At 61.0% G+C, this 19,797-nt stretch carries 18 protein-coding genes; 10 read left to right on the top strand and 8 right to left on the bottom strand.

Translation table 11 applies throughout. The features are described 5' to 3' along the window. Positions 1-239: 239 nt before the first annotated feature. The 7 genes from cobU to HX805_RS09915 all read left to right on the top strand — a co-directional run bounded on the left by cobU (position 240) and on the right by HX805_RS09915 (position 5,527). Entirely contained in the window at positions 240-761 is a 522-nt protein-coding gene (gene cobU, locus HX805_RS09885) for a bifunctional adenosylcobinamide kinase/adenosylcobinamide-phosphate guanylyltransferase (RefSeq protein ID WP_177008957.1), read from the top strand. Further along, positions 758-1,813, top strand: coding sequence for a nicotinate-nucleotide--dimethylbenzimidazole phosphoribosyltransferase (cobT, locus tag HX805_RS09890; RefSeq protein WP_177116831.1), 1,056 nt, complete (start codon positions 758-760; stop codon positions 1,811-1,813). The genes cobU and cobT overlap by 4 nt, the downstream gene beginning before the upstream one ends. Then, positions 1,810-2,385 carry an alpha-ribazole phosphatase family protein gene (gene cobC / locus HX805_RS09895; RefSeq protein WP_102368349.1) on the top strand — a complete coding sequence of 192 codons (576 nt, stop codon included), beginning with the start codon at positions 1,810-1,812 and terminating at the stop codon, positions 2,383-2,385. Before cobT ends, cobC begins: the two co-directional genes overlap by 4 nt. Before the next feature lie 2 nt (positions 2,386-2,387). After that, positions 2,388-3,116, top strand: a complete 729-nt coding sequence (locus HX805_RS09900) for an adenosylcobinamide-GDP ribazoletransferase (RefSeq protein ID WP_003214923.1) — start codon at positions 2,388-2,390, stop codon at positions 3,114-3,116. Between the two features lie 42 nt (positions 3,117-3,158). Continuing rightward, positions 3,159-3,563, top strand: a complete 405-nt coding sequence (locus tag HX805_RS09905; protein ID WP_003214925.1) for a MarR family winged helix-turn-helix transcriptional regulator — start codon at positions 3,159-3,161, stop codon at positions 3,561-3,563. Positions 3,564-3,625: 62 nt separating this feature from the next. Then, positions 3,626-4,825, top strand: coding sequence for an MFS transporter (locus HX805_RS09910; protein WP_161635735.1), 1,200 nt, complete (start codon positions 3,626-3,628; stop codon positions 4,823-4,825). A gap of 150 nt (positions 4,826-4,975) precedes the next feature. Next, the gene (locus HX805_RS09915; protein WP_008432697.1) at positions 4,976-5,527 is read left to right on the top strand and encodes a glutathione peroxidase; all 552 of its coding nucleotides are present in this window, start codon (positions 4,976-4,978) and stop codon (positions 5,525-5,527) included. 65 nt (positions 5,528-5,592) lie between these two features. Here HX805_RS09915 and HX805_RS09920 read toward each other — a convergent pair whose 3' ends face one another. The 3 genes from HX805_RS09920 to HX805_RS09930 all read right to left on the bottom strand — a co-directional run bounded on the left by HX805_RS09920 (position 5,593) and on the right by HX805_RS09930 (position 8,001). Continuing rightward, entirely contained in the window at positions 5,593-6,882 is a 1,290-nt protein-coding gene (locus tag HX805_RS09920; protein WP_177008960.1) for an OmpP1/FadL family transporter, read from the bottom strand. Between the two features lie 146 nt (positions 6,883-7,028). Continuing rightward, positions 7,029-7,511, bottom strand: coding sequence for a hypothetical protein (locus tag HX805_RS09925; RefSeq protein WP_003214935.1), 483 nt, complete (start codon positions 7,509-7,511; stop codon positions 7,029-7,031). A gap of 265 nt (positions 7,512-7,776) precedes the next feature. Beyond that, positions 7,777-8,001, bottom strand: coding sequence for a hypothetical protein (locus tag HX805_RS09930; RefSeq protein WP_003214941.1), 225 nt, complete (start codon positions 7,999-8,001; stop codon positions 7,777-7,779). Positions 8,002-8,847: 846 nt separating this feature from the next. On the opposite strand from HX805_RS09930, the gene HX805_RS09935 reads away from it, so the two are divergent. Continuing rightward, positions 8,848-9,171, top strand: a complete 324-nt coding sequence (locus HX805_RS09935; RefSeq protein ID WP_023659092.1) for a sel1 repeat family protein — start codon at positions 8,848-8,850, stop codon at positions 9,169-9,171. A gap of 175 nt (positions 9,172-9,346) precedes the next feature. After that, positions 9,347-10,711, top strand: a complete 1,365-nt coding sequence (gene rmuC / locus HX805_RS09940) for a DNA recombination protein RmuC (RefSeq protein WP_173406092.1) — start codon at positions 9,347-9,349, stop codon at positions 10,709-10,711. Positions 10,712-10,813: 102 nt separating this feature from the next. Here rmuC and HX805_RS09945 read toward each other — a convergent pair whose 3' ends face one another. Next, positions 10,814-14,284 carry a PAS domain-containing hybrid sensor histidine kinase/response regulator gene (locus HX805_RS09945; protein ID WP_003214948.1) on the bottom strand — a complete coding sequence of 1,157 codons (3,471 nt, stop codon included), beginning with the start codon at positions 14,282-14,284 and terminating at the stop codon, positions 10,814-10,816. 120 nt (positions 14,285-14,404) lie between these two features. Beyond that, positions 14,405-15,151, bottom strand: coding sequence for a 3-oxoacyl-ACP reductase family protein (locus HX805_RS09950; protein ID WP_003214950.1), 747 nt, complete (start codon positions 15,149-15,151; stop codon positions 14,405-14,407). A gap of 114 nt (positions 15,152-15,265) precedes the next feature. Here HX805_RS09950 and HX805_RS09955 point away from each other — a divergent pair, with 114 nt between their 5' ends. Then, positions 15,266-16,189, top strand: coding sequence for a LysR family transcriptional regulator (locus HX805_RS09955; protein ID WP_102605104.1), 924 nt, complete (start codon positions 15,266-15,268; stop codon positions 16,187-16,189). Positions 16,190-16,307: 118 nt separating this feature from the next. Here HX805_RS09955 and HX805_RS09960 read toward each other — a convergent pair whose 3' ends face one another. From HX805_RS09960 to HX805_RS09970, 3 genes are all read right to left on the bottom strand, one after another. Further along, positions 16,308-17,036 (bottom strand): aspartate/glutamate racemase family protein, encoded by a 729-nt coding sequence (locus HX805_RS09960; RefSeq protein ID WP_177116832.1) that lies wholly within the window; start codon positions 17,034-17,036, stop codon positions 16,308-16,310. A gap of 13 nt (positions 17,037-17,049) precedes the next feature. Then, complete coding sequence (locus tag HX805_RS09965) at positions 17,050-18,579, bottom strand: NCS1 family nucleobase:cation symporter-1 (RefSeq protein ID WP_177116833.1); 1,530 nt, start codon at positions 18,577-18,579, stop codon at positions 17,050-17,052. A gap of 352 nt (positions 18,580-18,931) precedes the next feature. Next, positions 18,932-19,666: a phosphoadenylyl-sulfate reductase gene (locus HX805_RS09970; protein WP_003214958.1), complete on the bottom strand. Its 735-nt coding sequence runs from the start codon at positions 19,664-19,666 to the stop codon at positions 18,932-18,934. Positions 19,667-19,797: the final 131 nt, after the last annotated feature.

Here is a 19,797-nt window from a genome sequence, read left to right on the forward strand (position 1 = left end):
GGGTAACCCGGCAGGACGCCGGGTTAGCCGTCCTGGGCCAGGGATGGCCCATGACGGCGGCCCACGGTCCAAAGCCGGAGTGAGGGCACACCGAGCCTAGGCGAGGTGCCGAGTGGTGGGGCAAGAGCGTTTTGCTTACTTTTGCGCTCTTCAAAAGTGAGCCGCTGTAAGAGCGGAACCATAAGCCGCCGTTACCGAAATAACGGATATACACACCGTCAAAAACAGAGGCACACCCCATGCTCCAGTTGATCCTCGGCGGCGCCCGCTCCGGCAAAAGCCGCCTGGCTGAAAAACTCGCCACCGACAGCGGCCTAAGCGTCACCTACATAGCGACCAGCCAACCCCTGGACGGCGAAATGACCGCACGCGTCGCCCACCACCGCGAACGCCGCCCATCCGAATGGGGCCTGATCGAAGAGCCCGTCGAACTGGCCCGTGTCCTCAAGGAAAACGCCACCCCGAACCATTGCCTGCTGGTCGACTGCCTGACCCTATGGCTCACCAACCTGCTGATGCTCGAAGACCCCGACCGTCTCAAAGAAGAGCGTGAGGCCTTGCTCCAAACCCTGGCCACCCTCCCAGGAGAAATCATTTTTGTCAGCAACGAGACCGGAATGGGTGTCGTCCCGCTGGGCGAATTGACTCGCCGCTATGTCGATGAAGCCGGTTGGCTGCATCAAGCCTTGGCCGAACGTTGTCAGCGCGTTGTCCTGACCGTCGCCGGCCTGCCCCTGACTTTGAAAGGTACTGCGTTATGACCGACACCTGGTGGCTCAACCCCTGCAAAACGATCGACACCCAAGCCCACGAACAAGCCCTGGCCCGCCAGCAGCAACTGACCAAGCCCGCCGGCTCCCTCGGCCGGCTGGAAGCCGTGGCCGTCCAACTGGCCGGCCTCCAGGGCCAGGTCAAACCCAGCGTCGACCACCTGTGGATCGCGATCTTCGCCGGCGACCACGGCGTCGTCGCCGAAGGTGTCTCCGCCTTCCCCCAGGAAGTCACCGGCCAGATGCTTCACAACTTCGTCACCGGTGGCGCCGCCATCAGCGTGCTTGCGCGCCAACTCGACGCCAAGCTGGAAGTGGTCGACCTCGGCACCATCACCCCGACGTTGAACCTACCGGGCGTCCGCCACCTGAATATCGGTCTCGGCACCGCCAACTTCGTCAACGGCCCGGCAATGACCGAAGCCCAGGGCCAACTGGCCCTGCAAGCCGGCCGCGACAGCGTGCACCGCGCTATCACCAGCGGTGCGCAACTGTTTATCGGTGGCGAAATGGGCATCGGCAACACCACCGCCGCCAGTGCCCTGGCCTGCGCGCTGCTGGATTGCCAGGTCAGCGACCTGACCGGCCCCGGTACCGGGCTGAACACCCAGGGCGTGAGCCACAAGGTCGCCGTCATCGAGCGCGCCCTTGCACTGCACGCGGGCGATCGCGACGACGCACTGAAAACCCTGTTCAACCTCGGCGGCTTTGAAATTGCCGCGCTGGTCGGCGCCTACCTGGCCTGCGCTCAAGAAGGGGTCGTGGTGCTGGTGGACGGTTTTATCTGCACCGTCGCCGCCTTGGTCGCCACGCGCCTGAACCCCGGCTGCCGTGAATGGCTGCTGTTCGGCCACCGCGGTGCCGAGCCCGGCCATCGTCACGTGCTGCAAAGCCTCAACGCCGAGCCTTTGCTGGAACTCGGGCTGCGCCTGGGCGAAGGCAGTGGCGCCGCGCTCGCTGTGCCGTTGCTGCGCCTGGCCTGCGCGCTGCACGGGCAGATGGCGACCTTCGCCGAAGCGGCCGTAGCGGATCGCCCGGCATGACTTTGCGCCTGGACCTGCTGCGCCACGGCGAAACCGAACTGGGCGGCGGCTTGCGCGGCAGCCTGGACGATGCGCTCACGGCCAAGGGCTGGGAGCAGATGCGTGAGGCGGTGGTGGCGCAGGGCCCTTGGGAGCGTCTGGTCAGTTCGCCGCTGCAACGTTGTGCGCGGTTTGCCGAGGAGTTGGGCACGCGCCTGAACCTGCCGGTCACCCTCGAAAAGGATCTGCAGGAACTGCACTTCGGCGCCTGGGAAGGGCAGAGCGCTGCAGCCTTGATGGAAACCGACGCCGACGCGCTGGGCCTGTTCTGGGCTGATCCCTACAGTTTCACGCCGCCGCAGGGCGAGCCGGTTTCACAGTTTTCCGCGCGTGTTTTGGGGGCTGTCGGCCGCTTGTATCAAGCTTATGCCGGCCAGCGAGTGCTGCTGATCAGCCATGGTGGGGTCATGCGTTTGCTGCTGGCCCAGGCACGTGGTCTGCCGCGTGAGCAACTGTTGAATGTCGAAGTCGGCCATGGTGGCCTGTTCAGCCTGCAGGTCGAGGCGGATGGCGTATTAAGGGAAGGACGCTGAGCATGTTGCCGTTCTGGATCGCCTTGCAGTTTCTCAGCAGCCTGCCGATTCGCTTGCCGGGCATGCCGCAGCCCCAGGAACTGGGGCGTTCGTTGCTGTTTTATCCGGTGGTGGGGCTGCTGTTCGGGCTACTGCTGTGGGGCTTGAACGCCGTGTTGATGGGCGCGCCATTGCTGCTGCACGCCGCGCTGCTGTTGACCGCATGGGTGTTGCTCAGTGGCGGCCTGCACCTGGACGGCCTGGCCGACAGCGCCGACGCCTGGCTCGGTGGCTTCGGTGACCGCGAGCGCACCCTGACCATCATGAAAGACCCGCGCAGCGGCCCGATCGCGGTGGTCACCCTGGGCCTGGTGTTGCTGCTCAAATTCACCGCGCTGGTGGCATTGATCGAGCAGCACAACGGCGCCGCGCTGATCCTCGCACCGTTGATTGGCCGCGCTTCAATGCTGGCGCTGTTTCTCACCACGCGCTATGTGCGCGCCGGTGGTCTGGGGCAGGCCCTGGCGGATCATTTGCCACGGATCGTCGGCCAACAGGTGCTGATCCTCAGCGGCCTGGCGTGTATCTTGATCGGCGGTTTCAGTGGCGGGATTGCCGTGCTGGTGGCTGCCCTTTGTTTTATCGGCTTGCGCCAATTGATGGTCAATCGCCTCGGCGGCACCACCGGCGACACCGCCGGCGCGCTGTTGGAGCTGCTGGAAGTGGCGGTGTTGATCAGTCTGGTGCTGTAACACTTTCTTGCATTTCATTAATCCCGGGTATATACACGCTCCATGCTTGCCTCCCAATGTTTATGCACAAACCTGCGTCGCGCCGCTCGTGGCGTCAGCAGGCATTACGACGGCGCTCTCGACGGCTTCGGGATCAACGTTGCCCAGTATTCTTTGCTGTGTAATCTGCAGCGCCTCGATCAACCGAGCATTTCCAGCCTGGCCGACGCCATGGGCCTGGATCGCAGCACACTGGGGCGCAACCTGCGGGTGCTGGAAGGCGAGGGCCTGGTGCAGTTGGTGGAGGGCGATGACTTGCGCAACCGCCTGGTCTTGCTGACCGAGGCGGGTATCGAACGGCTCGCCGCCGCATTGCCGGCCTGGGAAGCGGCGCAGCAGAAATTGATTGATAAGTTGGGCGCCGAAAAGCGCGAAACCCTGTTGGCCTTGCTGGATGAACTCGCTTGACGCGAGTTTGTTCGATGATAAGCGGGTATATACCCGCGAACGGAGAATAAGAAATGACCTCGATGTGGCGCACCAGCGGCTGGATCCTTGTGGGGAGTGCGCTGATCCTCGCGTTGTCCCTCGGCGTGCGGCATGGCTTTGGCCTGTTCCTGGCGCCCATGAGTGCCGAATTCGGCTGGGGCCGTGAAACCTTTGCCTTTGCCATCGCCCTGCAAAACCTGATCTGGGGCCTGGCACAGCCGTTTACCGGCGCCTTGGCCGACCGCTTCGGCGCCGCCAAGGTGGTGATGATCGGTGGTGTGCTTTACGCGCTGGGCCTGGTGTTCATGGGCCTTTCGGATTCAGCGTGGTCGTTGTCCCTGAGTGCCGGGTTGCTGATCGGCATTGGCCTGTCGGGTACTTCGTTCTCGGTGATCCTCGGGGTGGTGGGGCGTGCCGTGGCGCCGGAAAAACGCAGCATGGCCATGGGTATCGCCAGCGCCGCCGGCTCGTTCGGCCAGTTCGCCATGTTGCCGGGCACCCTCGGTTTGATCGGCTGGCTTGGCTGGTCCGCCGCGTTGCTGGTGCTGGGCCTGATGGTGGCGCTGATCGTGCCGTTGGTGACCATGCTCAAGGACCGACCGTTGCCTGCGGTGGCTGGCCAGCAGACCTTGCGCGAAGCCTTGGGTGAGGCCTGCTCCCATTCAGGGTTCTGGCTGCTGGCGTTCGGCTTTTTTGTCTGCGGTTTCCAGGTGGTGTTTATCGGCGTGCACTTGCCATCGTACCTGGTGGACCAGCACTTGCCGGCCTCGGTCGGGACGACCGTGCTGGCATTGATCGGCCTGTTTAATATCTTTGGCACCTATACCGCCGGATGGCTCGGCGGGCGCATGTCCAAACCCCGTTTGTTGACCGGTTTGTACTTGCTGCGGGCGGTGGTGATCGTGATCTTCCTGTGGGCGCCGGTGACGCAGACCAGCGCCTACCTGTTCGGCATGGCGATGGGCTTCCTGTGGCTGTCCACGGTGCCACTGACCAACGGCACGGTCGCGACCTTGTTTGGTGTCAGAAACCTTTCCATGCTCGGTGGGATCGTATTCCTGTTCCATCAACTGGGCTCGTTCCTCGGCGGCTGGTTGGGCGGGGTGGTCTATGATCGAACCGGTAGCTACGATTTGATCTGGCAGGTGGCAATCGTCCTGAGTCTGGTGGCAGCGGCGCTGAACTGGCCGGTGCGCGAGCGCCCGGTGGCACGTTTGCAGGCGCAAATGGGGGTGGCATGAATTCGACCTGGCATTGGCTCGGCGCAGCAGGAGCAGGACTCTTGCTGCTGCTGGCGTGGTGGGGCTGGCAACAGGGCGGCCTGGCATTGATGCAGTTGGGCATGGCGATCTGTTAAGTTCTGTGTCTGAGACTTTTCAAGGACACCTCACATGCAGATGCGCTGGTTCGCAGTACCCGCTCTGATGGTGGCTTTTGGCGGTGTCGCCATGGCTGCCGATTGCCCGCCGTTGCTTGAAGGCCAGTTGCCCAAGCTGCGCGCCAAGGAATCCATCGACCTGTGCCAGCGCTTTGCCGGCAAGCCGCTGCTGATCGTCAACACCGCCAGCTTCTGCGGGTTTGCGCCGCAGTTCAAAGGGCTTGAAGCGTTGTACCAGCGCTACAAGGGCCAGGGGCTGGAAGTGATTGGCGTGCCGTCCGATGACTTCAAGCAGGAAGCCAAGACCGGGGAGGAAACTGCCAAGGTTTGTTACGTTAATTACGGCGTGACCTTCACCATGACCGAACCACAGAAGGTCAAGGGCCCGGACGCGGTGCATCTGTTCAAGATCCTGGCGCAGCAGAGCAGCGCGCCGAAGTGGAATTTCTACAAGTACGTGGTGGACCGCCAGGGCAAGGTGATCGCCAACTTCTCCAGCCTGACCAAGCCGGATAGCCCGGACCTGGTCAAGGCGGTGGAAGACGCGTTGGCCTCCAAACCCTGATCACCGCCCACTAAAAAGCCCCGCCTCTTTTGCAAGAGTGCGGGGCTTTTTTGTGCCGCTTTACATCAGAACTTGTACGTCACGCCCAGGCCGAAACCGTTGGCGCTGTTTTCGTACTTGGCATTGTAGGACTGGCCCAGTGCGTTAGCGCGTGCAACTTTGACAGGTTCTTCCTTAAGGTAGGAGTAAGCCAGGTCGACGGTCATGTTCGGCATGACGTCGTAGCCCAGGCCGAGACTGAAGATCGTCCGGTCACCGGTAGGGATGCGAGGAGAGCGATCAGTGTTGTTGGTCGGCGACTGGTCGAACGTCAGGCCGGTACGCAGTACCACCTGCTTGGTCACGCGGTACGAAGTACCCAGGGCGTAGGCCCAGGTGTCGTGCCAGTTCTGGTCTTCCTTGATGGTGCCGACAATTTGCGGAGCCAGAGCGCCACTGCCTGCAGCGGCCGATACGCCTTCGTTATTGACGGTGATGTCTTTCAGGCGGCTCCAGCGAGTCCATGTTGCGCCCGCATAGAGTTTCCAGGCGTCGCTCAGGTCTTGAGTAACAGACAGATCCCAGGATTCAGGGGTGTCGATCTTCAACGAAGCGTCGTAACGACCGTTGTTCAAGAGACTGGCGGGAACGTTGGCCCCCTTGGTCACTTCGGTATGGCCTTCGAGCTTGTACTTCACTTTCGAGTGATAGGTCAGGCCCACTCGAGTGGTGTCAGTGGCTTGTACCAGCAGGCCGGCATTGAAGCCGAGTGCGGTGTCATCACCCTTGATCTTGACGTTATTGGAGCCGGTCCCGGCGATTGGCAGGTTGATATCGGACTCAAGCGTACCGGCGATACGGTTGATAGTCGGACCAAAACCAATCGACACCCGGTCGTTGAAGGCATAGCTGACGGTTGGCTGGAAGGTGATGACCTTCACTTCGCTCTTACTGCCGAATGCTTTGCCCTGGAAGCCGCTTTCGTAGTCAGTCACCAGGCCAAAGGGTGCATAGACGCCGAAACCGACAGCCCATTGCTCATTGAGTTTATTGGTGTAGAAACCGAAAGGAACGGCAGTGAAAGGGACCATGTCGCCTTTATTGCTACCGCTGGAGCGACCACTGACATCTTTGATGTTGGTGGAAGCATCAATCGCTGCAACACCACCTGTAACTTGCTGGCCTTCAAGGCGAGCCATACCGGCAGGGTTGCCATAAACAGTGCTTGCGTTTTCGGCAGATGAAGAACGTCCCGCAAAACCGGTACCCATCCCGGCAACGTCTTGTTCGTTGAGGGCGAAGCCGCTCGCGAACACGTGGGAGGAGGCCATTGCAACGGCGAGGCTAAGTGTCGTCTTGAGCATTACTTTTTTCATTATTAGAACTCCGTGGTGATCACCGCTGCGGAAAGTAACAATAAATTTATGTTTGCGCTATAGGCTCAAACACAGGAGATAGAGCGGTTTTGTAGGACAATCCGACCAAAATCAACGTTTTTAGCCGAATCTTGCAAATCGCCCGGTCAACAGGCGACGTGATTCATGGGTGAAACACAGGTTTGCCAGGCCTGGGTGAAATCCCGGAGCCGGCCTTGAGGGTGAAATATTTCTTTCCAGATACGTGCCATCGCCAATACGTCGTCGGCCGGTGGCAGGTTTGGGCGGTGTTGTTCCACCAGCAGCCAGGCGATGGCGGTGGCGTAACGCAGGTTGACCGTCAGCTCAACCTGCGGCCCGCTGAGGAAGGCATGCTGGCTGGCGAGTCCGCGTACCAGGCTGGCGCGCTCGGGGTCCAGCGCCAGGTAGTTATCCCACAGCGCGCGATGACGCGGCTCGGTGATGCTGTAGAGGCCATGGCCGCGGCGGTCGTGCAGGGCTGAACCGAGTGCCGACTGGCTGGCGGCGATGCCCAGCAGCAGGGATTCAGCCGTCTGGTTATGGCGACCCAGGTAAAGCAGGGTGGGCCGGATCACATAACGACACAATTCGCTGGCGGCGATGCCCATAAATGCCTCAATCCATGAAATTAATCGGCGATACCTGAGCGAGGGCTTGGCAGCGGTGAATCGGATCTCAGGTCCGCCGGAAGCGGATCATGCCGCTTGAGTTGAAGTGTAGTGTCATATTTACGATGTAAAGGACTGTTTTTAAAATATTTTCATCATTTAGTTATATCGTTTATATCAATTTAAACTTAGCGCGCCTGAATTTCAGGCAATAAAAAACCCCGGGTTTTAACCGGGGTTTTTGTGTTTCAGCGATTCGGGTCGATCAGGCAACCAGTGCCTGGCGAGTACGATCGATCACGGCCTGCAGCGGTTCTGCGCTGGAGTATTGATCGGGGTACAGGCGTTCGCTGTGACGAGCGATGCCGTGTTCGTTGACCAGGGTAAAGCTGAAGCAGCCTTTGCGAGCGGCCATGATCAGGCAGTTCATTGGTGCAAAAGCGTTGGTGAGGGTGCGAATGGCATCCTGAGTGTGGATTTGAGTGGACATATTATTGGTGTTCCTACAAATGACACGGTTAAGAACCGTGCAACGTTAAAACGTTCCAGTGACGTTGATCACCATTGATCGAACGAAGAACCCGACTGGAACAAAGCAGCCAGTTTGAAGCGCTATTAAGTTGGCGCGCTTGGGCTGGCAGGTAGGTACTTAGGAGGGCAGGCAACACAACAGGGGCAAAGGTTCTGGGCCCGGGGTGAAGATCCTGATCAATTTGCAGGTTGGTTCGGACAGAGTATGGAAACTTCGCGACACCCTTTGCATTGTTCAAAGGCCGTGTCGTCGCAAGTGATACCTGGAAACCATCGAGGTGGTCGATCCCTTTTTGTCGGCGGTGCCGTGAGGGAGTTGTTCGACCAGAATTGACTTTCAGCTTGGTACTAACGCCGCGGATAGTAACGGATTGAAACGATGAAAGGAAGTGTGATAGGCAAAAAACTTTTCGGGTCCTGGGCCTGCGGTAACATTCCTTAGCCGCTGCCTGAGCAAAAAACGCGGTTGATATAACCGGCGAGTGGGTAGTTGTGCACATTGGTGGCGCCCTGTGTAACTGAACTGACATACGCCCCGCAAAGCGCCCGGGTGCCTGCAACTAAAATTTAAGTCAATGAAAAATCGAGCTTTTTTTTATTGGTGAAAAAATCGTCAGTTTGACTGCGGCCCCCGTTCCATGGGCCTTTGCGGGACTTACAGAACGGTTGTCCACTGAGTTATCCACAGCTTCTGTGGATTGTCCCAAGCGCTTGCTCTAGAACGGGCGTGCAGGCTTTTTTCAGCTTTACCTGTACGAAAAAAAGAGTAGAGTGGCGCGCCTTCCGTTCTGTCCCACAGTGCTTTATGAAGTTTCGCTCAGTATCACCTTCTGTTACCGACAGCCCTCAGGTTGTTACCGCACCCAAGCGTTTTTCCCTGAAAGTTGCCTTGTGGTTGCTCGACAGCCCGCGCCTGGGCCACAGCCCCAACGTCAAACATTTTGCAGGGCATTTGCTCAAGCAACCGGCTCGTGCTGGCGTGGTGGTGGCGCAAAGCCGTCTGGGCCAGTTGATGTGCCGCGAGTGCGGCAATGCCCGCGACCGCCGTATCGGCCACGAACTGCTGCGCCAGGCCGCCCGCGCCGGCGACCGCATCGCCCAGCGTGAACTGGGCCAGATCGAAGACTGAGCTGTCCTCAATGCGCTGGCTTGGTTAACCTTCTTCTTTTCGGGTGACGGCAGGAATCGCTATGGCTTTTGACTGGACCAGTGTTGTGCTGGGTCTCGCCGCTGCTGGGTTGCCGCTGTTGGGCCTGTGCTGGCAGATTCAGCGCCGACTGAGCGCGCGAATGGCCGGCTGGGAATTGCTCGAAGAGCGCCTGGCCACCGCACAACTGGCCCAGGAAGGGCTCGCCGCGCAGTTGGACGCCAGCCGTGACGAAATCAGCGACCTGAGCCAGGCCAACGCTGCCAAACAGGCTGATCTGGCCGCCGTGCGCCGGGAAGTCGAACTGCTGCAGATCGACCGTGACAACGCCCGCGACGCCGCCCACGCCTGGAACCTCGACCGTTCCGCCAAGGAAACCGAACTGCGCCGCCTGGATGCCTTGTCCGCGTCCCTGCGCGCCGAACTTCGCGAGCAACAGGAAAGCCATCAGCAACGCCTCAGCGACCTGCAAGGTTCCCGTGATGAGCTGCGGGCGCAGTTCGCTGAACTCGCCGGGAAGATCTTCGACGAGCGCGAGCAACGCTTCGCCGAAACCAGCCAACAGCGCCTCGGCCAATTGCTCGACCCGCTCAAGGAGCGCATCCAGTCGTTCGAAAAGCGCGTCGAAGAAAGCTACCAGAGCGAAGCCCGCGAGCGGTTTTCCCTGGCCAAGGAGCTGGAGCGCCTGCAACAGCTGAACCTGCGCCTGTCCGATGAAGCCACCAACCTGACCCGCGCCCTCAAGGGCCAGAAAACCCAGGGCAACTGGGGCGAGCTGATCCTGGAGCGGGTGCTGGAACATGCCGGTCTGGAAAAGGGCCGCGAGTACCAGACCCAGGTCAACCTCAAAGGCCCGGACGGCGAACGCTTCCAGCCCGACGTGTTGATCATGCTGCCGGGGGACAAGCAGGTAGTGGTGGACTCCAAGGTCAGCCTGACCGCCTATCAACAGTACGTCGCCGAGGACGACCAGGCGATCGGCCAGGCAGCGCTCAAGCAGCACGTACTGTCCTTGCGCAACCACGTCAAAGGCCTGGCCGGCAAGGACTACAAACGTCTGGAAGGCCTGCACAGCCTGGATTTCGTGCTGCTGTTCGTGCCCATCGAAGCCGCATTTTCGGCTGCACTCCAAGCCGAGCCGAACCTGTTCCAGGAAGCCTTCGACCGCAACATCGTGATCGTCAGCCCGACCACGCTGTTGGCCACCTTGCGGGTGATCGACAGCCTGTGGAAACAGGAACGGCAAAGCCAGAACGCCCGGGAAATTGCCGAGCGTGCCGGTTGGCTGTACGACAAGTTCGTGCTGTTTATCCAGGACCTGGACGAGGTAGGCAACCGCCTGCAGCAGCTGGATAAAGCCTACAGTGCAGCGCGCAACAAGCTGACCGACGGACGCGGAAACCTGGTGAGCCGTACCGAGCAACTGAAGCTGCTCGGCGCCCGCGCCAGCAAAAGCCTGCCGGCCGACTTGCTGGAACGGGCGATGACCGATGAAGACGGCGTGGCGCAGTTGCCAGAATAGTCACCGGGCTCTGTGGGAGCTGGCTTGCCTGCGATGCAGACACCTCGTTCCTCCGCATACACCGAGGCGATGCCATCCCAGGCAAGCCAGCTCCCACATGGGCTAAAGCGGCAGGTGCCGGCTCAACAAGGCCCGCAACGCCGCCGGCTTCACCGGTTTGGCGAGGTAATCCAACCCTGCCGCATGCACCTGGGCCACCATCTCCGGCCGCCCGTCGGCACTGATCACCACACCCGGAATCGGCTCTGCCAATTGCGCCCGCAGCCAACCCATCAACTCGGTGCCCGTTTCCCCGTGGTCGAGGTGGTAATCCACCAGGGCCAGTTGCGGCCGCACACCCTCGGCCAGCAACGCGGCACATTGCGCCTGGTCGCGGGCGGTCCAGACTTCACAGCCCCAGCGCGTGAGCAAACTGCGCATGCCGATCAGGATGCTTTCTTCGTTATCCACACACAGCACCTGTGCACCGCTCAACGGCTGGCCGCTTTCCTGCGCCGGCTTGGCAGGCGCGCTGACCTGAGTGCGCGCCAACGGCACACGCACGCTGAACACGCTGCCCTTGCCCGGCCATGAACGCACGCTCAAGCGGTGCCCGAGCACGCGGCACAGGCCATCGGCAATCGCCAGGCCCAGTCCCAGGCCTTTCTCGGCACGGGTCTGGTGACTGTCCAGGCGTTTGAATTCCTCGAAGATGACTTTTTGCTTGTCCTGGGGAATCCCGGGACCACGGTCCCATACTTCCAGGCACAACTCGCCGCGACGGCGCCGCACACCCAATAGCACCGGCCCGTCGGCATACCGGAACGCGTTGGTGAGGAAATTCTGCAACACCCGCCGCAGCAACTTGATGTCGCTGTCGACCCGCAAACGGCTGCCCCGCAGGCGGAAGCGCAAACCCTGCTCCTGAGCCAGCGCCTTGAACTCGGCGCCCAGCGTATCGAACAGTTCATTGAGCACGAAGGGCTGGCGCTGCGGATTGATCTTGCCGTTTTCCAGGCGCGAAATATCCAGCAGGTCGCTGATCAGGTCTTCCGCCGAACGCAACGAGCTGTCCAGATGCTGCACCAACTGCCGGGCATCCGGCGACATGCCGTCGTTCTGGTGGGAGAGGGCGGCAGAGAACAGCCTTGCGGCGTTCAACGGTTGCATCAAGTCGTGACTGACTGCTGCGAGGAACCGGGTTTTCGACTGGCTGGCGGTCTCGGCCACGCCCTTGGCATCGGTCAGCGCGACGTTGAGTTGCGATAGTTCGTGGGTTCGCTCGGTCACCCGCTGTTCCAGGCCTTCATTGGCCTCGGTCAACGCCTGCTCGGCTTCGCGGAACGCGGTGATGTCGGTGAAGCTCATCACAAACCCGCCACCCGGCATCGGGTTGCCGATCAGTTCGATCACCCGGCCATTGGGAAACAGCCGCTCGGAGGTATGCGCACGGCCCTGGCGCATCCAGTGCAGGCGACGCGCCACGTGTACTTCGGCCTCGCCCGGGCCGCACAGCCCGCGCTCGGCGTTGTAGCGAATGATGTCGGCAATCGGCCGGCCCACGCTGATCAGGCCCTCGGGGTAATTGAACAGCTCCAGGTACCGCCGGTTCCACGCCACCAGCCGCAGGGACTGGTCGACCACGCTGATGCCCTGGGTGATGTTTTCGATGGCGCCTTGCAGCAGTGCCCGGTTGAACTGCAGTACTTCCGACGCTTCGTCGGCGATGCGAACTACGTCCTCCAACTGCATTTCCCGGCCTTCAATGGCGGCTTTCACCACCGCCCGGGTCGACGACGCACCGAGTACGCCGGCCAACAGGCGTTCGGTGTGAGCAATCCAGTCATTGTCGGCGTTCTGGTTGGGGTTAAACCCTTTGCCTTGGCGATAGGCGAAGCGCACAAAACTCTGGTGAGCCCGTTCTTCACCGACAAACCGCGCTGCCAGACTGAGCAAGTCGTTGATCTGCACCGAAAGCATCGAGCGAGCGCTGGCCCGCTGGCTGATTTCCTGGCCGATAAAACGCCCGGCCTGCCAATGTTCCGACACGCGCGTGCGGGACAGCATCGAGACCCACACGAACAACGTGAAGTTACCCGCCAGGGAAAATACGGTGCCCAGCGTCAGAGAAGTTACAGACAAGCCCAGCGGGTGCGAATGCAGCCACGTCATGCCCGGGAAAAGGCTGAACGACCAGCCCAGACTTTTCGCGGTGACCGGCAGGACCAAGGTGTAGAACCACAGGAACGTACCCGCCGCCAGCCCGGCAAATACTCCGCGTCGGTTGGCCTGTTTCCAATACAGCGCGCCGAGCATCGCCGGTGCCAGTTGGGTCACGGCGGCAAAGGCAATCTGGCCAATGGTTGCAAGGCTGGCGGAGGACCCCAGCAGCCGGTAACTGACGTAAGCCAGCAGCAGGATGATGACAATGCTCACCCGGCGTACCGACAGCATCCAGTGACGGAACACTTCGAACGGCCGCTCGGCACTGGAGCGGCGCAGCAGCCAGGGCAGCAGCATGTCGTTGGAGACCATGGTCGACAGGGCGATGCTCGCGACGATCACCATGCCCGTAGCCGCCGAGGCGCCGCCGATAAACGCCAGCACGGCGAGCGCCGGATGGGCTTCGGCCAACGGCAGGCTGATCACGTAGGAGTCCGGTAATACCGAGCCCGGCAGCAGCATCTTCCCGCCGAGGGCAATCGGGATCACAAACAGGGCGGCCAGGATCAGATAGGCCGGGAACACCCACTTGGCCAGGCGCAGGTCCTGGGGGTCGATATTTTCCACCACGGTGACATGGAACTGCCGGGGCAGGCAGATGATCGCCATCATCGCGACGCCGGTCTGCACCACCATCGAGGGCCAGTTGACGGTCTCTTTCCAGTATTCCTCCAGCCGTGGCGCGAGCATCGCCTGGCTGAACAAATCGTCGAAACCGTCGTACAGGCCGTAGGTCACAAACGCACCGACGGCGAGAAACGCGAACAGCTTGACCAAGGATTCAAAGGCAATCGCCAGCACCATGCCGCGGTGGTGTTCCGTGGCGTCGAGGTTGCGGGTACCGAACACAATGGTGAACAACGCCAATACCAGCGACACGATCAGCGCCGTGTCCTGGGAGCGGGTGCCGGTAGTGTCGGCGCTGGCGCCGATCAGCAGGTTCACCCCCAGCACGATGCCTTTGAGTTGCAAGGCTATATAAGGCAGGACGCCCACCAGGCAGATCAGCGCCACCACTACCGCCAGGGATTGGGATTTGCCGTAACGGGCGGCGATAAAGTCGGCGATGGAGGTGATGTTTTCCTGCTTGCTGATCAGCACCATCTTCTGCAGGACCCACGGCGCGAGCACCAACAGCAGCACCGGTCCCAGGTAGATCGGTAAAAACGCCCACAACTGTTCGGCTGCCTGGCCTACAGCACCAAAAAATGTCCAACTGGTGCAATACACCGCCAGCGACAGGCTGTACACCCAGGCACGCATCCGCGGCGGCAGCGGCGCATGGCGACGGTCACCGTAAAAGGCGATGGCAAACATAATGGCCATATAGGCCAGGGCAACGGCGGCGATCAGCCCGCTGGACAGCGTCATGAGAACTCCAGACATAAGAACGCCCGGGCATTCCCGGCCCGGGCGAACAGTCTCGCATGATGCTTGGCGTTAGTCAGTGTCGACCAAGGTCGGAGCGTGGTGTGATGTCGCAGCGTTGGTTCAGGCGCCGAAACCGCCGTCGATGGTCAGGCTGGCGCCGGTGATGTAGCCGGCCTCAGGGCCTGCCAGATAGGCGACGAAACTGGCGATCTCTTCTACATGGCCATAACGGCCCACGGCCATGAAGCCGATCAGGCTTTCGGCGAAATCACCGCTTGCCGGGTTCATGTCGGTGTCCACCGGGCCTGGCTGCACGTTATTGATGGTGATGCCCCGTGGGCCCAGGTCGCGGGCCAGGCCTTTGGTCAGGCCGACCAGCGCCGATTTGCTCATGGCGTACGGGCCGCCACCGGCAAACGGCATGCGATCGGCATTGGTGCTGCCGATGTTGATGATGCGGCCACCTTCGCCCATGTGCCGCGCGGCTTCCTGGGTGGCGACAAATACGCTGCGTACGTTGATGGCGAGGGTGCGGTCGAAGTCTTCCAGCTTGAAATCTTCCAGCGGGCCGACGGCCAGCACGCCTGCGTTGTTGACCAGGATATCCAGGCGCCCGAAGGCTTCGACGGTGGCGTTGACGGCGCTGCGGATGGCGGCTGCGTCGGCGCTGTCAGCGTGGATCGCCAGGGCTTTGCCGCCTTCGCTGATCACGCTGTTCTGCAATGCTTCGGCCTTGGCGGCCGAGCTGACATAGGTGAACGCGACGGCTGCGCCTTGGGCGGCCAGGCGCTTGACGATGGCGGCGCCGATACCGCGAGAACCGCCCTGGATCAAGGCGACTTTGCCGCTGAGGTTCTGTGTGGTCATGTCGATCTCCAAAAGGTGTGTTGAGGTTGGAGTCGAGTATCGACCTCACCCGGCGCGCCCGGTAGACCGTGATTGCTATAGTCTGTGTAAACCAAAAGTTTAGAGTGGGGCGATATGGAAAGCTTTGGCAGTATCGAATGCTTCGTGCGCAGCGCCGAAGGCGGCAGTTTTGCCGAAGCTGCCCGGCACCTGAGCCTGACCCCGGCGGCCGTGGGCAAAAGTGTGGCCAAGCTGGAGGCGCGCCTGGGTGTAAGGCTGTTCCAGCGCAGTACCCGGCGCCTGACGCTGACTGAGGCCGGCAAGCTCTTCCTCGAAGAAGTCAGCGGCAGCCTCACCACCATTCAAAACGCCGTGGCTAACCTGGCCAGTGCCGAAGGGCGGCCAGTGGGCACGCTGAAAGTGAGCATGGGCACGGTGTTCGGCAACCGTTATGTGGTGCCGTTGCTGGGGGAGTTTCTAAAGCGCTTTCCTGATATCAACCCCGACTGGCATTTTGATAACCGCCAGGTGGACCTGATCGGCCAGGGCTTCGATGCCGCGATCGGCGGTGGTTTTGAGCTGCCCCAGGGCGTGGTCGCGCGCAAGCTGGCGCCGGCGCACCGGATCCTGCTGGCCTCACCGGAATACCTCGCCAAACGCAAGCCGGTAGTCGCGCCGGAGGACTTGTCTGTGTGCAACGGCATCCTGATCCGCTCACCGCAAACCGGGCGCGTGCGTTCGTGGCAACTCACCCACCGCACCCGCGAACAACGCCCGCTGGTGCTCAAGCCGCGCATGACCATGAGCGACTCGGGCGCTGCCTGCTGCGCCAGCGCCCAGGGCCTGGGGATTGCGCTGGTCAGCATGCCGATGGCGGTGCCGTATCTGGACAGCGGCCAACTGGTGCGAGTGCTGCCCGACTGGTACGTCGACGACGGCAACATCTCGCTGTACTACGCCGAACACAAGCTGCTGCCCGGCAAGACCCGGGCGTTTGTGGATTTCATCCTGGAGCAGTTTGTCGAACGCGAGTTGGGGCGGCGGTTCAGCGCCATTTGATCCTTGTGGGGATCAAAGTGTGGGAGCGGGCTTGCTCGCGAAGGCGGTGTGACAGTCACCACATGCATCGACTGATCCACCGCTTTCGCGTGCAAGCCCGCTCCCACCTTTCGGATCTTCAGTGTCCGAACTTTCCGGGCCAGCCGATCACTTTCTTCGGCCTCGGCGTCGCATACGTGCGGATCTTCGAGGTCGACAGCCCTAACCGCACCAGCCCTTCAGCAATGGTCACCGCTGCGGTCACGCCGTCCACTACCGGCACACCCGTGCGGTAGCGAATCTGGTCATCCAGCCCGGCCATGCCGCCGCAGCCCAGGCAGATCACTTCGGCCTTGTCTTCGCTGATCGCCAATTCAGCCTGGCGCACGATGGCCTCCATGGCCCGCAGCGGGTCTTCTTCCAGCTCCAGTACCGCCATGCCGCTGGCCCGTACCGACGCGCAGCGCTGATACAAACCCGACAGTTTCAGTCGGTCCTCGATCAGCGGCACGGTGCGGTCCAGGGTGGTCACCACCGAATAGGCATGCCCGAGGAACATCGCGGTGCTGGCGGCCGCTTCGGTGATGTCCACCACCGGCACGTTAAGCAACTCCTGCAAGCCTTCGCGGCCATGTTCGCCGTAGCCGGCCTGGATTACCGCATCGAACGGCTGGTCGTAAGCCATCACCCGGTCCATCACCGCGATGGCCGCCAGGTAGCTTTCGAAATTGCCTTCCACCGATTCGGCACCGAAAAACGGAGTCAGGCCGACGATCTCGGTGCCGGGGGACGCCACCGCCCGTGCCTGTTTGGCGATGGCCTCGGTGATGGACTCGGTGGTGTTGACGTTGACCACAAGGATGCGCATGGAATGTCCTTACTTAATGACTGACGTTATCGACTGCAATGCTTTCGCCGCTCACATCGGCGTAGTACGGCTGGCGCTTGGCGAACAGCAGGTACAGCAGCCCTGCAATACCGGCGCCAATCAGCCAGGAGAAGGGCGAGACGAGGGCGAAACCGGGCAGCAGGGCGAGGAGAATGGCGATCACCGCCGCAGGAATAAACGCCGCCACCGCCCGCAAATTGATCCCGCAGCTGTAGTAATAAGCGCCATTCGGGTCTTCGCTATACAACTGCGGCACGTCCACCTGGCTTTTACGGATCAACCAGTAGTCGACCATGATCACGCCGTACAACGGCCCCAGCAGAGCGCCCAGCCCCGAGAGGAAATACACGATCACCAGCGGGCTGTTGTAGAGGTTCCACGGCAGGATCAACACCGCCACGGTGGCGCTGATCAGCCCGGCGCGGCGGAAGTTCAGGTACTTGGGCGCCAGGTTGCTCAGCACAAAGGCCGGCGCGACGAAGTTGGCCATGATGTTCACCGCCACGGTCACAATCAGGAACGCCAGGCAGCCCAGCACCAGGAAGAATGTGTTGGGTATCGCCGCAATGATTTCCGTAGGGCTCTCGATCACCCGGCCATTGAGGTGGAACTGCCCGCCGCACAGCAGCACGGTGATGGCCGCGAACACCAGGATATTCACCGGCAGGCCCCAGAAGTTGCCGACCTTGATGGTCTTGCGGCACGGCGAGGAGCGGGCGAAGTCGCAGAAATTCAGGATCAGCGTGCCGTAGATCGCCAGCCACAGCGCGCCGCCGGCAAAGATATTGCGCCACATCTCACCACCGGTCAGCGGCTCGCGAATGGCCCAGGCAATGTGGCCGTCCGCCTGGAAATACATCCAGCCGGCCAGGGACGCTACTGTCAGCAGAATCACCGGCCCGGCGAAGGCTTCATAGCGGCGCACCATCTCCATCCCATAGGCGAGGATGGCGAGCTGCACAAACCAGATCGCCACAAAACACGCCCAGCCCAGGGTGGACAGGCCGAGGATCGAGTTGTGGTCGTAGTCGGCAAAACCTGGATGAACCGCTGTCAATAGAACGCGGAAAACCACCGAGGCCAGGTAGGTCTGTATCCCGAACCAGGCAATCGCGATCACCGCACGAATCAGTGCAGGAATCTGCGCACCATGGATGCCAAAACTGATGCGGCTGATCACTGGAAACGGTACGCCGGTCTTCTGCCCCATATAGCCCGACAGGTTCATGAAGAAGTACACCAGCGCCGCGCCGATCCCCAGTGACAGCAGAATCTGCCAGCCACCCAGGCCCAGCGCATACAGGCCGATGGCGAAGGAGTAGTTGGCGATGTTGTGCACATCGTTGGTCCACAAGGCAAAGATGCTGTAGCGGCCCCAGCGCCGGCCTTCGGCCTTGGTAGGCGCCAGGTCCTTGTTGTGCAGGCGCGGGCTGAGGACCAACGGGCCGGGGCTCGTGGCCTCGGGGTTCAGGGTGGAGGAGGGCAGATCCAGTGCGATGTTATTGGAGAGACTTGTACGCATTCCGGCAGGCTCCTGGACATCAGCAGGAGAGCGGCTGATGTCAAAGTGTATGTATCTTTTTTATTAATTGTATACAAAGTGTGTTTTGCCTTAAGCCACATGCGTGCCAGATTTTCGCCGGGTGAAATACACGGCGATTTGGTTTTTAGCGTGATTGGAAATAACCGGCTGAATTTGAAGCGATATAAATTGACCGTTTGAACAGCTATTTATTTTGTGGTGCAGAGAGGGGCGGGGATTTTAGAAGAGGTGTGACGAGGGAGGATGTAACTTTTCGGTGCAGGATTTTATAAGTGCACACAAAAATGGCACCGATGGTGACATTTCTGTGTACAGGATTCTGGCTCAGGCGTTACGCCTTGCTGATGATGTTCCCGGCGTGCAACCCGCATTCTTTTTGGGTTGCTTCTTCCCACCACCAACGGCCTTCGCGTTCGTGCTGGTTCGGCAGTACCGGACGGGTGCACGGCTCACAGCCGATGCTGATAAAACCGCGCTCGTGCAGGCTGTTGTACGGCAACTCCAGCATGCGGATGTAACCCCATACTTCCTCACTGGTCATCTGCGCCAGCGGGTTGAACTTGTACAGGGTGCGTTCCGGGGTGGAAAAAGCCGTATCGATTTCCAGCGCGGCCACCTGGCTGCGGGTGCCGGGGCTCTGGTCGCGGCGCTGGCCGGTGGCCCAGGCGCTTACACCGGACAGCTTGCGGCGCAGCGGTTCGATCTTGCGCACGCCACAGCACTCGCCATGGCCGTCCTTGTAGAAACTGAACAGGCCCTTTTCCTTGACGAAGGGTTCCAGCTTGCTCTGGTCCGGCGAGATCAGTTCGATGTCGATCTTGTAGAACTCACGCACCTGCTCGATAAACCGGTAGGTCTCCGGGTGCAGGCGACCGGTGTCGAGGCTGAACACCTTGACGTTCTTGTTCAGCTTCCAGGCCATGTCTACCAGCACCACGTCCTCGGCACCGCTGAAAGAGATCCACAGGTCGTCGCCAAACTGGCTGAAGGCCAGCTTGAGAATGTCCTGGGCGGATTTGTTGGCGTAAGTCGCGGCGAGTTCAGCGACGTCGAAGGCTTGGTTCATCAGGACGGTTCCTACAGGTCAGTGGCGCTGAGCGCTCTATAGGGGGGCGATGGTAACAAAATCCCGCCTGCGTTGCGGCGGCCAGCGTGAATCGCTAGAGTTCGGCAGTCCTTTTGCTCGCTCAACTCAAT

Source organism: Pseudomonas sp. G5001, assembly GCF_013385475.1.
Classification (GTDB): Bacteria; Pseudomonadota; Gammaproteobacteria; order Pseudomonadales; family Pseudomonadaceae; genus Aquipseudomonas.